Raw genomic sequence first — 12,836 nt, forward strand, 5'->3', positions numbered from 1 at the left:
CCCGCCGCCGGCCCCGCACCGGCGGCGCCGGCCGATGCCGCGGCAACTCCGGCCCCAGGCGCCGCACCGGCAGCGCCGACGGCCGCACCGGCGGAAACGGCAGTGCCGGTCGGCCAGAAGGCAATCTTCTACGAGGAGCGCACCAGCACCGCCCAGGGCTCGGCCGAGCCCGGCAGCATTGTCTGGTCGCTGGTGCAGGAGTCGCCTGGTGGCAACCTGCCGCCCGAGCCGGCGATCCGCGCCGAGGCGACCATTCCCGGCAAGAATGTGCAATTGCGCATGACCATCCGCCGCAACACCGACCAGACGCTGCCGGCGAGCCACATCATCGAGATGATCTTCCTGACACCCGAGGGTTTCGACGGCGGCGGGGTCGACAACATCCTGCGCGTCGCCATGAAGAGCTCCGAACAGGATGCCGGCAGCCCACTGATCGGCATCCCGGCCAAGATTGCCGACGGCTTCTTCCTGGTCGCGCTCAACGACACCAAAGCAGACGAAGACGCCAATCTGACCTTGCTCAGGGGCCAGGACTGGATCGACGTGCCGGTCGTCTACAAGACGGGCCGGCGGGCGTTGCTCACCATGGAAAAGGGCATTCCCGGCGAGAAGGTGTTCGATGAGGCACTGAAGGCTTGGCAGGCGAAGACGGCGGGCTGAGGCCGGTTCGCTAGCCCAAGCTTCCCAACGCTTCAGAAGCCTTGGAACAGCATGTCGAGCGCGGCGACGATGTCGTCGTGATGCCTCGTCAGATTCAGTCGGCTTTCGCCCAGTTCAGTCGCTGCGATCGTGGCGATCAGATGGGTGGCCATGACCAATTTCCGCCCATTGATCTCGAATAAGGGATGGAGCTTTCGCATCGGCGATGGCGCCATCGCGGCCGGCAGAAGCGGGACGACCACCCGGGTCTTGAAGTGCTCGAGCAGATCGGCCTGAACGTCAAGGAGATAGCCGCCTTCGATGCTACCCGCGAAGACATCGTAGCGCGCCATCAGAACTGCCGATGTTCTGCCAGCGGAATGCCGTGTTTTTCGATATATTCGTTCCACGCATCTATCGTCGCGCGGTTCTCAAGCTTCCACAGCCGCGTCTTCTCGGCCGCCACTGCCTCTGCAATGCCGGCTTCCGCGGCGCGCGAGACGTTCACGTCGAGTCCCTTGGCTTCCTTCATGAGCTTTGAGTCGATCGACAGATTTGCCGGCTGGCGAACCGCATTCACAGCTATCTTGCGCATGACGACCTCCGCAACATGCGCATAATGTATGCGCATCCCTGTCCAGTCGCAACGACAAGATGCTTGAATTCGAGACTTAACCCTCCATCTCCTCGCGCAGCATCTCCAGTTCCAGCCATTCCTCCTCGAGCGCAGCCAGCGTGGCGCGCTCCTTGTCCAGCGCGGCGATGGTCTTCTGGAACGAGGCCGGGTCGCGCTCGTAATAAGCGGGATCGGCGATGTTGTTCTCCAACCGCGAGATCGAGGCCGTCACCGCCTCGATCTTCCTGGGCAGGGATTCCAGCGCGAATTTCTGCTTGAACGACAGTTTTTTGGCCGGCCCCTTCGGTTGAGCCACCTCAGCCTTGTCCGCCGCCGCGTCGCCGTTTTCTGACCTTGTCCGCGCCTTGCGGTCGTCGAGCCTTGTGCCGCCGCGTTGCGCCAGCATGTCCGAGTAGCCGCCGGCATATTCGATCCAGCGGCCGCCGGAGTCGGGCGCGATCACACTGGTCACTGTGCGGTCGAGGAAATCGCGGTCGTGGCTGACCAGGATCACCGTCCCGGCAAAACCGGCGACCAGCTCCTGCAGCAGCTCCAGCGTCTCCATGTCGAGATCGTTGGTCGGCTCGTCGAGCACCAGGAGGTTCGCCGGCCGCGCCAGCACGCGGGCGAGCAGCAGCCGCGCCCGCTCGCCACCGGAAAGTTCGCGCACCGGCGTGCGCGCCTGCTCCGGCTTGAACAGGAAATCCTTCATGTAGGAGACGACGTGGCGCTGCTGGCCATTGATGACGAGGTTCTCGCCGCGCCCGTCGGTCAGGTAGTTGGCCAGCGTCTCTTGCGGATCGACGGCCTCGCGCTTCTGGTCGAGCGTGGCGATCTCCAGATTGGTGCCGAGTCGCACCGTTCCGGCATCCGGCTGCAATTCGCCGGTCAGCATCTTCAAAAGCGTCGTCTTGCCGGCGCCGTTCGGCCCGACCAGGCCGACGCGATCGCCGCGCTGGATGCGGGTGGAGAACCCCTTGACCACTGTAAGATCGCCAAAGCTCTTTTCGATGTTTTTCGCCTCGATGACCAGCTTGCCGGATTCCGCCGCGTCGCTGGCCACCATGGTCGCCGCGCCTTCGGCGCCGCGATGGCCGCGAAAGCGCTGGCGCATGGTCTGCAATTCGCCGAGCCGACGCATGTTGCGCTTGCGCCGCGCCGTCACGCCATAGCGCAGCCAGTGCTCCTCGCGCACGATCTGGCGGCCGAGCTTGTGCTGCTCACGCTCTTCCTCCTCCAATACCTGGTCGCGCCATTCCTCGAAATGGCCGAAACCCTTGTCGAGCCTGCGGGTCTGGCCGCGGTCAAGCCAAACGGTGGCGCGCGACACGCGCTCGAGGAAGCGGCGATCGTGCGAGATGACGATCAGCGCCGAGGAGGTACGGCTGAGCTCCTCCTCCAGCCATTCGATGACCGAGAGGTCAAGATGGTTGGTCGGCTCATCGAGGAGAAGAATGTCGGGCTCCGGCGCCATGACGCGGGCGAGCGCCGCGCGCCGTGCTTCGCCGCCGGAAAGGTCGTTCGGCCGCTCCTCGCCGGAGAGGCCGAGATGCTCCATCAGATAGGTGGCGCGGTAGGGATCGTCGGCCGGACCGAGCCCCGCCTCGACATAGGCGCGGACATTGGCGAAACCATCCATGTCGGGCATTTGCGGCAGATAGCGCACAGTGGCCGAAGGCTGGCGGAACACCTCGCCATCCTGCGGCTCGATCAGCCCAGCGGCAATCTTCAGCAGCGTCGACTTGCCCGAGCCGTTGCGGCCGACCAAGGCGATCTTGTCGCCTGCCGCAGCCGTCAGCTCAGCCCCGTCGAGCAGCGGCGTGCCGCCAAAGGTCAGTCTTATCCCGTCGAGATTGAGAAGCGGCGGCGCCATAAATCAACTTTCGGGAAGCGGGTAGGGATGGGCGAGCAGCAGTGCACGGCCATGGCCGAGCGCGATCTCGAGCCGGCCCTTGACCGCGTTGGATATGGTCAGCGACGAGCCAAAGGCGACATCGACATGGTTCAGCAGCCATTGGGCGCCGGTTACAGTCAGGCCGGAAAGGTCGGAGAAGCCGAGGATCGAGAACAGCGTGCCGCCGGCATAGTCGAATCGGGCCTTGCCCGGCAGCAAGGGGACGCCTTCCTGGGCGCCGCTGGTCAACAATACCTTCGTCCCTTCCTCAGCCAGCCGAACGCCGAGCGCCAGATGCAGGAACGCGTGGTCGGCGCGCTTGCCGCCGAACGCGCCTGCTAGCACGAGGCTGGTCGCACCGCGTTCGAGGGCGGCGGCGATGGCGAGTTCGCCGTCGGTCATGTCCTTTTCGGCCGGAAACACTTTCCGTGGCACGGAAGCCAGATCGTCCGGCAAATCGGCCGGCACGGAATCGAAATCGCCGACCCAGAGCTCCGGCGTCAGGCCCAGTATCCGGGCATGGCCGATGCCGGCATCGGCGGCGATGACGCGGGAGCCTTCGACCTGGCGGTCGAGCAGCGGCGTGCGGATGAGATCGCCGCCAAGCAGGATGGTGAATGTGCTCATATCGCGTGGCCCTTACCAGCCCTGCTCCAGAAACGGAAGGCGAAACGCAAGGCCATGCCTTGGCCGCCGGCAAACTTCCGCTTGCGCGGCACTTCGGCCGGGCTTATGTGTCGAAACGCTCTAACGGGGTGCCGGACGCGATCTTCGCGGACCGGCTGAGAGGCAAGCCTGCCAACCCGCTGAACCTGATCCGGTTTGTACCGGCGGAGGGATTAGACGCTTCGGACAACCCGACGCCTCAATTCCTTTCCACGCGAACGAAGGAGGCGCCGATGCGCACGCTTTTATGCTCCCTTATTTTGGCAATTGTGCTTGCTGGCTCCGTGCCGGCATCCGCGCAGGACAAACTCACCGTCTATACCTATGAGAGTTTCACCGCAGATTGGGGTCCAGGCCCTGCGGTGAAGAAGGAATTCGAGGCCGAATGCGGCTGCACTGTCGATTTCGTCTCGGTCGCCGACGGCGTGGCGCTGCTTAACCGCGTCAGACTGGAAGGGGCGGCGACCAAGGCCGACATCGTGCTCGGCCTCGACACCAATCTGACCACTGAGGCCAAGGCGACCGGGCTGTTTGCGCCACACGGCGAGGTCTTGGATGTCAATGTGCCGGGCGGCTGGAGCGACGACATTTTCGTGCCGTTCGACTATGGCTATTTCGCCGTCGTCTATGACACCGAGAAGCTGAAGACGCCGCCGAAGAGCCTCAGGGAATTGGTCGAGGGCGATGCCGCCGACAAGATCGTCATCCAGGATCCGCGCACCTCGACGCCAGGCCTCGGTCTGCTTTTGTGGGTGAAGTCGGTCTATGGCGACAAGGCGCCGGAGGCGTGGGCGAAGCTCAGGGCAAAGGTGCTGACAGTGACGCCGGGCTGGAGCGAGGCCTACGGCCTGTTCACCAAGGGCGAGGCGCCGATGGTGCTGTCCTACACCACTTCGCCGGCTTACCATGTGATTGCCGAGAATACCGAGCGCTATCAGGCCGCCTCTTTCGAGGAGGGCGAGTATCTGCAGATCGAGGTCGCCGGCATCACCACTTCAGGCGCGAAGAACCCGCTGGCGCAGAAGTTCCTGACCTTCATGACCGGACCGAAATTCCAGGACATCATTCCCGAGACCAACTGGATGTTCCCGGCCGGCAAGACCGACAAGCCGCTCAATCCGGCCTTCGACAAATTGGTTAAGCCGACCAAGACCTTGCTGTTCAGCCCCGACGAGGTCGCGGCCAATCGCAAGGCCTGGGTCGACGAATGGCTGGCGGTGATGAGCAAATAGCGCCGCGATGCCGGTGCGTTCAACCGATCCCCGCGTCACCGCCGGCGTCATCGCGCTGGCGGTGATAGCGTTGTTGATCGGCGGGGCGTTTGCCGGACTTGTCGTGGAGGGCGCACGCGACCCGTCAGGCGCGGCGTCGGCCTTCGATCCCTACCTCCTGCGCGTTGTCCGTTTCACCCTTTGGCAGGCACTTCTGTCGACGCTGCTTTCCGTGGTGCCGGCGCTGTTTGTGGCTCGCGCCCTGTCGCGGCACCCGCGCTTTTTCGGTCGCGGCTTCATCCTGCAGCTTTTTACCGTGCCGCTGGCGCTGCCGGCCATCGTCGCGGCGCTCGGCATTCTGGCCCTCTACGGCCGGGCCGGTTATTTCGCCGGCATTCTCAGCCAGGTCAGCGGCCAAAGCTGGCCCGGCATCTACGGCCTGTCCGGCATTCTCGTCGCCCATGTCTTCTTCAATCTGCCGCTCAGCGTACGGCTGTTCCTTGAAGCGCTGGGAACGGTGCCGGCCGACCAGTGGCGGCTGGCGAGCCAACTCGGCATGGGCGCCAGACCGGCCTTCCGGCTGATCGAATGGCCGGTGCTGCGGGCGGCATTGCCCGGCGTCGCCGGGCTCGTCTTCATGCTCTGTATCACCTCTTTCACCATCGTGCTGACGCTGGGCGGCGGGCCGGCCGCGACGACGCTGGAGGTCGCCATCTACCAGGCTTTGCGCTTCGATTTCGATCCGGCCCGCGCGGTGACGCTGACACTGCTGCAGATTGGTCTGACGTTCGTCGTGGTGCTGGCATTGATGCGGCTTGGCGCCAATACGGTCGGCGACGCCAATTTGCCGGTAGCGCCGCGCCGGTATCTCTCGGCAGGCGCCGCCGAGACATCGCTGAACGCTTTGCTGATCATTGCCGCGCTGCTGTTCGTCGCCGGGCCGATGGCGGCCACGGTGGCTTCAGGCCTTGGTGCCGATCTCGGCCGACTGGCCGGCGAGAGCGCGGTGCGGCAGGCGACGCTGACCAGCGCCGTGCTCGCCTTGCTGGCGGCGTTGCTTTCGGTGGCGCTGTCGCTGTCGCTCATCATGGCGCGGCGGGCGCTGGCCTTGAGCCGCGGCATTGGCGCCAGGACGCTGCTCGAACACGCCACCGATACCGGCGCCGGCTTCGTCCTCGTCGTGCCGCCCATCGTCATCGGCGCCGGCTGGTTCCTGCTGCTGCGCACGGTCAGCGATGTCTTTGCCATCGCTCCGGTCATGGTCGTCGCCGTCAACGCGGTGATGGCAATGCCCTTTGCCATCCGCGCCGTCCGCCCCGCCTATGATGCGGCGAGCGAACGCCATGAACGGCTCTGCGCACAACTCGGCATTTCCGGCTGGAACCGGCTCCGGCTGGTCGACTGGCCGTCGCTCAGGCGGCCGCTCGCCACCGGCTTTGCCTTTGCCATGGCGCTGTCGCTCGGCGATCTCGGCGTCATTGCGCTGTTCGGCAGCGATTCGGTGCAGACATTGCCTTATCTCTTGCTGGCGCGCATGGGCAGCTATCGCACGGCGGATGCCGCCGGGCTGGCGCTGCTGCTCGGGTTCGTCTGCCTCGCGCTGGTCCTTGCCGCCGACTGGCTGGGACGAGGAGAAAGAACATGACGTCTGCCAGGAAAGCCGGAGCGGAAAAAGGCGCGGCGGTGCGGCTGGAACAAGTCTCGTTCAGTTATGGCGAAACGTCGTTTGTCTTCGATGTCGAGTTCGCAGCGTCGAAGATAACCGCCATCATGGGGCCGAGCGGCTCGGGAAAATCGACGCTGCTCAATCTGGTGGCCGGGTTCGAGACGCCGCGATCGGGACGCGTGCTGATCGGCGGCGCCGATGTCGGCGCCGAACCGCCTTCGGCACGACCGGTGTCGATGGTGTTCCAGGAAAACAATCTCTTTGCCCATCTTTCCGTCGAACGCAATGTCGGGCTCGGCCGTTCGCCTTCGCTCAGGCTGACCGCGGCCGACCATGCCGCGGTCGCCGAGGCGCTCAAGCGCGTCGGCCTCGCCGGCAAGGAACAGCGCCTGCCGCGCGAACTCTCGGGCGGCGAGCGGCAACGCGTGGCGCTCGCCCGGGTCCTGGTGCGGGACCGGCCGGTGCTCCTGCTCGACGAGCCGTTCGCCTCGCTTGGGCCGGCCCTGCGCGACGATATGCTCGATCTGGTGGCTGGCGTTCATGTGGAACGAGGCATGACGGTGCTATTCGTCACGCACCAGCCGGAAGATGCGCGCCGTATCGGCCAGAACATGGCGTTCCTGGACAATGGCACGGTTGCCGCGACGGGTGTCGCCGCCGATTTCTTCGACCGCTCTGGACCGGAAGCTTTCCGGCGCTATCTCGGTGCAGGTCCGTTTGGCGACGGATCACGAGATGTTGCCCGGAAGCGGACATAATTTATGGCCAAACCAGCTTCAGGCGATGCGGCGTTTGCTTGCCATGGTCTGAGTAGTGTGGCTAGGTCGGCCCAACCGGTCCGGCGCAGGCCGTGATTTGCGACTACGGCGCCACGCGCCCTATTCGAGGCGCAAAGGGTGCGGTAGCAGTTTGATTTTGTGCATGTCTTTTCGAAAATCGGCATCGATTTTCGAAGTCGTGCGTTGAGACCCGAAAGGAAGCTGTTCTGCCAATTGGCACCGACAGAGTGAGGATGAATCCGCTGGCGCGCTTTCTCGCGCTGGCCGGCTTTGCCGTGGCGCTGGCAAGCTGCCAGATGTTCACGCCTCCCGACGTCCAGGAATCCGGCTTTCAGCCTTCCGACAAGCCGATCACGGTCGACAACGTCGCCGCCAACAGCAAGCTCGCCGAAATGGCGAAGGCGCAGCATCCGCGCATCCTGGCCACCTATGGCGGCGAATATTCCGATCCCAAGCTGGAGCGCATGGTCGCCAAGGTTGTCGGCCGCCTGACCGTGGTGTCGGCCAACCCGACCCAAACCTATCGTATCACCATCCTCAATTCGCCCAACGTCAACGCCTTCGCCTTGCCGGGCGGCTATCTCTACATCACCCGCGGGCTGCTGGCGCTGGCTAACGATTCGGCCGAGCTTGCCGCGGTCATCGCGCATGAGATGGGCCATGTCACCGCGAACCATGGCCTGCAGCGCCAGCAATTGGAGGCCGAGGAGGGGTTGGCGACCAAGGTGGTTTCCGACGTGCTCGGCGATAGCCCGACAGCCAAGGCGGCGCTGATCCGCGGCAAGCTCAGGTTGGCGCAATTCTCGCGCAACCAGGAGCTTGAGGCCGACGCCATCGGCATCAAGTCGATCGGCGAGGCGGGTTTCGATCCCTATGCCGCCGGCCGCTTCCTGCAGTCGATGTCGGCCTATACCGATTTCCGCTCGATCAGCGGCGCCACCGACGCCAGCCTCGACTTCCTGGCGACGCACCCCAACACGCCGCAGCGCATCGATCTGGCGCAGCGCCATGCCCGCCAGTTCGGCGCGCCCGGCGTCGGCTCGCGCGACCGCGATTCCTTCCTCGCCGGCATAGATGGCCTGCTCTATGGCGACACGCCGGAGGAAGGCTATGTGCGCGGCGAAACCTTCCTGCACCCGGGCCTCGGCGTGTCGTTCTCGGTGCCGGACGGCTTCGTCATCGATAATTCGGCGGCGGCGGTGACGGCGACCGGGCCGGGCGACATGGCGATCCGCTTCGACGGCGTGTCGATCGACAAGACCCGCTCGCTGACCGACTACATCCGCAGCGGCTGGGTGGCCGGTCTCGACGACAGCAGCGTGAAACAGGAAACGATCAACGGCAATGAGGCGGCGACCGCACATGCCGGCGCCGAAGGCTGGCAGTTCGACATCGCGGTGATCCGCGCCGGCGGCCAGGTCTACCGGCTGTTGACGGCAGCCCCGTCCGCCAGCACCACACTTGATGGAGTGGCGCGTTCGGTCAGCGGCTCCTTCCGCATCCTGAGCGCGGCCGAGAAGGCGGCGCTGAAGCCGCTGCATATCCGCGTTGTCACGGTTCAGCCAGGCCAGAACATGGGTTCGCTCGCCGCGCAGATGGTCGGCGTCGACCGCAAGCTCGATCTGTTCCGGGTGATCAACGCGCTGTCGCCAGGCGCTGCCGTTTCGGCCGGCGACAAGGTCAAGATCGTTACTGACAAATAGCGATCAGGCGGCTGTCGCCAGAAACTCGGGGTTCTGCTCCACCAGCGCTATTTTCAGCTTCTCCATGGCGCGCGCCTCGATCTGGCGAACACGCTCCTTGGAGATGCCGAGCGCCTCGCCGAGCGATTCGAGCGTGGCGCCCTCGTCGCTCAGCCGGCGCTCCTCGATGATCCTGAGCTCGCGGGCATTGAGCGCGCCGAGCGCCGTCTTCAACCAGACTGAGCGGCGTTCGACATCGATCGTCTCGCCGACGATCTCATCCGGCAACGGATCGTCCGAAACCAGGAACTCCATCCGCTCGGTGGCGCCGGCGTCGTCGGCGAGCGGCTGGTTGAGCGAAGAGTCCGGCGCCGAAAGGCGGGAGTCCATCATCGCTACGTCGGCTTCGGAGACGCCAAGCGCCACCGACACCTCGCGGTAGAGCGAGGCATTGGAGAGCGGCTCGGCGCCATTCGCCAGGCGGGCGCGCAGGCGCCGCAAATTGAAGAACAGCGCCTTTTGCGCCGAGCTGGTGCCACCGCGCACGATCGACCAGTTGCGAAGGATGTAATCCTGCATCGAGGCGCGGATCCACCATGTCGCATAGGTCGAAAAGCGCACCTCGCGCTCAGGTTCGAACCGGGCCGCGGCTTCGAGCAAGCCGACATGGCCTTCCTGGATCAGGTCGCCGAGCGGCAGGCCGTAATGGCGAAATTTCGAGGCCATGGAAATGACCAGGCGCATATGCGCCATGGTGATGCAATGCAGCGCATGCTGATCGTTGTCTTCCTTCCAGCGCAAGGCAAGGACGTGCTCTTCCTCGCGCTCAAGATAGGGGGCTCGCATCGCCGCCCGGACCATGGTTCGTCCTGCCGTGTCTTCGATCATGCCGGCTCCTGTTCGGCTTGCGGACGGACTGGCGGCCGCGATCTTGCCGGGCGCGGTTGAAATGTCGACGTTGCGCCCTAGAACAGACAAAACTCGCCATGCCGGGGAATGTTCCGACGGGCGCCATCCGGGTTGCGTTGCGGGAGTTGCGTCGCGGAAAGGCATAGTGGCGGCCTATATGGGCGTGGTCGGGGCAGTTGGTATGGCTTTTTGAGAATGGGATTTCTGAAACCGGCTATCTTTGAAATTCAATTCCTTATTTTGCTTGTCCGCATCTGCCATTTTCCGGTTCTTCGTAAAGCGCCGAATGCCGGCCAGGACGGGATCACAGAAAAATGAAATGGCTTACATCGATCATCATCGCGGCAACGCTGCAGGTTCTGGCCGTCACATCGGGCCACGCCGGCGCCAATCTCGATCAGATCAAGCAGGCCGGCATCATCAAGGTCGGCACGGAAGGCACCTATGCGCCCTTCACCTATCATGACGCTTCCGGCGCGCTTGTCGGCTTCGACGTGGAGATCGCCAAGGCGATCGCCGACAAACTTGGTGTGAAGGTCGAGTTCCTCGAAGGCAAATGGGACGGGCTGATCGCCGGCCTTGACGCCAACCGCTACGACGCCGTCATCAACGAGGTCGGCATCACCGAGGCGCGCAAGGCCAAATATGACTTCTCCGATCCCTACATCGCCTCCAAGGCGGTGCTGATCGTGCGCGGCGACAACACCGACATCAAGGGTTTCGCCGACCTCAGGGGTAAGAAGGCGGCGCAGTCTTTGACCTCGAATTTCGGCAAGCTTGCCGAAACCAACGGCGCCGAACTCGTTGGCACCGACGGCTTCGACCAGTCGATCCAGCTCTTGCTTACCGGCCGCGCCGACGCCACCATCAATGACAGCCTGTCCTTTCTCGACTTCAAGAAGCACAAGCCCGACGCCAATGTGAAGATCGCCGCGCAGGAAGAAAACGCCGACTATTCCGGCGTTATCGTGCGCAAGGGCGATCCGGAGCTGGTCGCCGCCATCAACAAGGCGCTGGCCGACATCAAGGCCGATGGCACCTACCAGAAGATCGCCGACACCTATTTTGGTCAGGACGTTTCTAAGTAACGCAATCACTGGGCGGGCGGATCGCCGGCCAGCCCGAACTATTTCGCGGCGAGCCGTCTTTGACGGCTCGCCGCTTTTCGCATGATAGGCAGGGCGATCTTGCCAAAACGCGTCGTGTTTGAACGGCTTCACGCGACACGTTATCGCAAAACCGCTGCGCACTTCTGCGCGACATGCATTAGGAGGAGCCTCCCGTGCCGCACTGGCTGCAATTGATGCTGGATTCATTGCCGACGGCGTTGTGGGCGGCGCTGATCTTCACCGTGCCGCTGACGCTGCTGTCATTCGCCTTCGGCCTGTTCGTCGGCCTGGTCGTTGCGCTCATCCGGCTGTTCGGCCCGAAACCACTGGTCGCCGTGGTCCGCTTCTATGTCTGGATCTTCCGCGGGACGCCGCTTCTGGTGCAGCTCTTCCTGATCTTCTACGGCCTGCCCTCGGTCGGCATCCTGCTCGACGCCTTTCCAGCGGCGCTGATCGGCTTCACCCTGAACATCGGCGCCTACACGTCGGAAATCATCCGCGCCGTCATCGGCTCGGTGCCGAAGGGGCAGTGGGAGGCGGCCTATTCGATCGGCATGACCTGGAGCCAGGCGATGCGGCGCACGATTCTCCCGCAAGCCGGCCGCGTCGCGGTGCCGCCGCTGTCCAACACCTTCATTTCGCTGGTCAAGGACACGTCGCTGGCCGCCGCCATCACGGTGCCGGAAATGTTCCAGGCGGCGCAGCGCATCGTCGCCACCACCTATGAGCCGCTGATCCTCTATGTCGAGGCGGCGATCCTCTACCTTGTCATGAGCTCGGTGCTGTCGGCGTTGCAGACGCGGCTGGAGGTGCGGCTCAACCGCTATGGCGGTTTCCTGGAGGCGCGGTCATGATCGGCCTCACCGATATCGAGAAGCGCTTTGGCGACAATCTCGTGCTGAAGGGGGTGACCGTCAGCATCGAGGAAGGCAGCGTCACCGCCCTTGTCGGCCCCTCGGGCGGCGGCAAAAGCACGCTTTTGCGCTGCATCAACCTGTTGGAGATCCCGACCTCGGGCACGGTGCGCATCGGCGATGAGACACTGGAATTTCGTCCAGGGATCAAGGTCTCCACGAGGGACATCCAGCGCCTGCGGTTGCAGACCGGCATGGTGTTCCAGAATTTCCAGCTGTTTCCGCATCGCACCGCGATCGAGAATGTCATGGAAGGGCTGGTCACCGTGCTCAAATGGCCAACCGAGCGGGCGCGCGAGCGGGCGCTTGCGCTGCTGGAAAAGGTCGGGATGGCGCACAAGGCCGACGCCTGGCCGGCAACGCTGTCGGGCGGTCAGCAACAGCGCGTGGCGATTGCCCGGGCGCTGGCGCCATCGCCGAAAGTGCTGCTCTGCGACGAGCCGACCTCGGCGCTCGATCCCGAACTGGCGCAAGAGGTGGTCGACGTGCTCGGCCAGCTCGCCAGCGAAGGCACGACCATGGTGATGGCGACGCATGATCTCAGGCTCGCCTCCAAGATCGCGCAGGAAGTGGTGTTTCTCGACGCCGGTGTCATTGTCGAAAAGGGTCCGGCGGCCGTGCTGTTCAGCAATCCGGAGCGGCAACGGACCAAGCGGTTCATTGCGACCTTGAAGCAGGAGGCGGAGAAGGAAGGCAGCGGCGAGAGGTAGGCCTCCCGTCGGTCTGCTCAAAAACAAAAACCCGGCGCAAG

The 12,836-nt window shown here is 64.3% G+C and carries 12 protein-coding genes, 1 pseudogene and 1 riboswitch; of the genes and pseudogenes, 8 read left to right on the forward strand and 5 right to left on the reverse strand.

Annotated features, from left to right (window positions below; genetic code table 11):
- Window positions 1-660: pseudogene (locus tag C9427_RS18175) on the forward strand (hypothetical protein); the annotation flags it as partial.
- A gap of 32 nt (window positions 661-692) precedes the next feature.
- Here the strand turns inward: C9427_RS18175 and C9427_RS18180 are convergent.
- The 4 genes from C9427_RS18180 to C9427_RS18195 all read right to left on the reverse strand — a co-directional run bounded on the left by C9427_RS18180 (window position 693) and on the right by C9427_RS18195 (window position 3,776).
- Window positions 693-992, reverse strand: coding sequence for a CcdB family protein (locus C9427_RS18180; protein ID WP_107650517.1), 300 nt, complete (start codon window positions 990-992; stop codon window positions 693-695).
- Window positions 992-1,234: a type II toxin-antitoxin system CcdA family antitoxin gene (locus C9427_RS18185; RefSeq protein ID WP_097573514.1), complete on the reverse strand. Its 243-nt coding sequence runs from the start codon at window positions 1,232-1,234 to the stop codon at window positions 992-994. The genes C9427_RS18180 and C9427_RS18185 overlap by 1 nt, the downstream gene beginning before the upstream one ends.
- Window positions 1,235-1,310: 76 nt before the next feature.
- The gene (locus C9427_RS18190; protein WP_107650518.1) at window positions 1,311-3,128 is read right to left on the reverse strand and encodes an ABC-F family ATP-binding cassette domain-containing protein; all 1,818 of its coding nucleotides are present in this window, start codon (window positions 3,126-3,128) and stop codon (window positions 1,311-1,313) included.
- A 3-nt stretch (window positions 3,129-3,131) separates the two neighbouring features.
- Complete coding sequence (locus C9427_RS18195; protein ID WP_107650519.1) at window positions 3,132-3,776, reverse strand: thiamine diphosphokinase; 645 nt, start codon at window positions 3,774-3,776, stop codon at window positions 3,132-3,134.
- A gap of 114 nt (window positions 3,777-3,890) precedes the next feature.
- Window positions 3,891-4,005, forward strand: a riboswitch (TPP riboswitch).
- Between the two features lie 43 nt (window positions 4,006-4,048).
- Here C9427_RS18195 and thiB point away from each other — a divergent pair.
- The 4 genes from thiB to C9427_RS18215 all read left to right on the forward strand — a co-directional run bounded on the left by thiB (window position 4,049) and on the right by C9427_RS18215 (window position 9,174).
- The gene (gene thiB, locus C9427_RS18200; RefSeq protein ID WP_107650520.1) at window positions 4,049-5,047 is read left to right on the forward strand and encodes a thiamine ABC transporter substrate binding subunit; all 999 of its coding nucleotides are present in this window, start codon (window positions 4,049-4,051) and stop codon (window positions 5,045-5,047) included.
- Between the two features lie 7 nt (window positions 5,048-5,054).
- The gene (thiP, locus tag C9427_RS18205; protein ID WP_107650521.1) at window positions 5,055-6,671 is read left to right on the forward strand and encodes a thiamine/thiamine pyrophosphate ABC transporter permease; all 1,617 of its coding nucleotides are present in this window, start codon (window positions 5,055-5,057) and stop codon (window positions 6,669-6,671) included.
- Window positions 6,668-7,450 (forward strand): thiamine ABC transporter ATP-binding protein, encoded by a 783-nt coding sequence (gene thiQ / locus C9427_RS18210; protein WP_107650522.1) that lies wholly within the window; start codon window positions 6,668-6,670, stop codon window positions 7,448-7,450. Before thiP ends, thiQ begins: the two co-directional genes overlap by 4 nt.
- Window positions 7,451-7,704: 254 nt before the next feature.
- Window positions 7,705-9,174: a M48 family metalloprotease gene (locus C9427_RS18215; RefSeq protein ID WP_107650523.1), complete on the forward strand. Its 1,470-nt coding sequence runs from the start codon at window positions 7,705-7,707 to the stop codon at window positions 9,172-9,174.
- Between the two features lie 3 nt (window positions 9,175-9,177).
- On the opposite strand, the gene C9427_RS18220 is transcribed toward C9427_RS18215, so the two are convergent.
- Window positions 9,178-10,041 (reverse strand): RNA polymerase factor sigma-32, encoded by an 864-nt coding sequence (locus C9427_RS18220; RefSeq protein WP_107650586.1) that lies wholly within the window; start codon window positions 10,039-10,041, stop codon window positions 9,178-9,180.
- A gap of 335 nt (window positions 10,042-10,376) precedes the next feature.
- On the opposite strand from C9427_RS18220, the gene C9427_RS18225 reads away from it, so the two are divergent.
- The 3 genes from C9427_RS18225 to C9427_RS18235 all read left to right on the forward strand — a co-directional run bounded on the left by C9427_RS18225 (window position 10,377) and on the right by C9427_RS18235 (window position 12,795).
- Window positions 10,377-11,150 (forward strand): amino acid ABC transporter substrate-binding protein, encoded by a 774-nt coding sequence (locus C9427_RS18225; RefSeq protein WP_107650524.1) that lies wholly within the window; start codon window positions 10,377-10,379, stop codon window positions 11,148-11,150.
- Between the two features lie 194 nt (window positions 11,151-11,344).
- Window positions 11,345-12,025, forward strand: a complete 681-nt coding sequence (locus tag C9427_RS18230; protein WP_107650525.1) for an ABC transporter permease subunit — start codon at window positions 11,345-11,347, stop codon at window positions 12,023-12,025.
- The gene (locus C9427_RS18235; protein ID WP_107650526.1) at window positions 12,022-12,795 is read left to right on the forward strand and encodes an amino acid ABC transporter ATP-binding protein; all 774 of its coding nucleotides are present in this window, start codon (window positions 12,022-12,024) and stop codon (window positions 12,793-12,795) included. The genes C9427_RS18230 and C9427_RS18235 overlap by 4 nt, the downstream gene beginning before the upstream one ends.
- Window positions 12,796-12,836: the final 41 nt, after the last annotated feature.

The organism is Mesorhizobium helmanticense (assembly GCF_003034915.1).
GTDB lineage: Bacteria > Pseudomonadota > Alphaproteobacteria > Rhizobiales > Rhizobiaceae > Mesorhizobium > Mesorhizobium helmanticense.

What these genes read in the sequence shown, in the direction of transcription:
- C9427_RS18235 (WP_107650526.1), top strand. Translation starts at nt 12,022, where the DNA reads ATGATCGGCCTCACCGATATCGAGAAGCGCTTTGGCGACAATCTCGTG.
- C9427_RS18215 (WP_107650523.1), top strand. Translation starts at nt 7,705, where the DNA reads ATGAATCCGCTGGCGCGCTTTCTCGCGCTGGCCGGCTTTGCCGTGGCG.
- C9427_RS18190 (WP_107650518.1), bottom strand. Translation starts at nt 3,128, where the DNA reads ATGGCGCCGCCGCTTCTCAATCTCGACGGGATAAGACTGACCTTTGGC.
- thiP (WP_107650521.1), top strand. Translation starts at nt 5,055, where the DNA reads ATGCCGGTGCGTTCAACCGATCCCCGCGTCACCGCCGGCGTCATCGCG.
- C9427_RS18195 (WP_107650519.1), bottom strand. Translation starts at nt 3,776, where the DNA reads ATGAGCACATTCACCATCCTGCTTGGCGGCGATCTCATCCGCACGCCG.
- C9427_RS18180 (WP_107650517.1), bottom strand. Translation starts at nt 992, where the DNA reads ATGGCGCGCTACGATGTCTTCGCGGGTAGCATCGAAGGCGGCTATCTC.
- thiB (WP_107650520.1), top strand. Translation starts at nt 4,049, where the DNA reads ATGCGCACGCTTTTATGCTCCCTTATTTTGGCAATTGTGCTTGCTGGC.
- thiQ (WP_107650522.1), top strand. Translation starts at nt 6,668, where the DNA reads ATGACGTCTGCCAGGAAAGCCGGAGCGGAAAAAGGCGCGGCGGTGCGG.
- C9427_RS18225 (WP_107650524.1), top strand. Translation starts at nt 10,377, where the DNA reads ATGAAATGGCTTACATCGATCATCATCGCGGCAACGCTGCAGGTTCTG.
- C9427_RS18185 (WP_097573514.1), bottom strand. Translation starts at nt 1,234, where the DNA reads ATGCGCAAGATAGCTGTGAATGCGGTTCGCCAGCCGGCAAATCTGTCG.
- C9427_RS18220 (WP_107650586.1), bottom strand. Translation starts at nt 10,041, where the DNA reads ATGATCGAAGACACGGCAGGACGAACCATGGTCCGGGCGGCGATGCGA.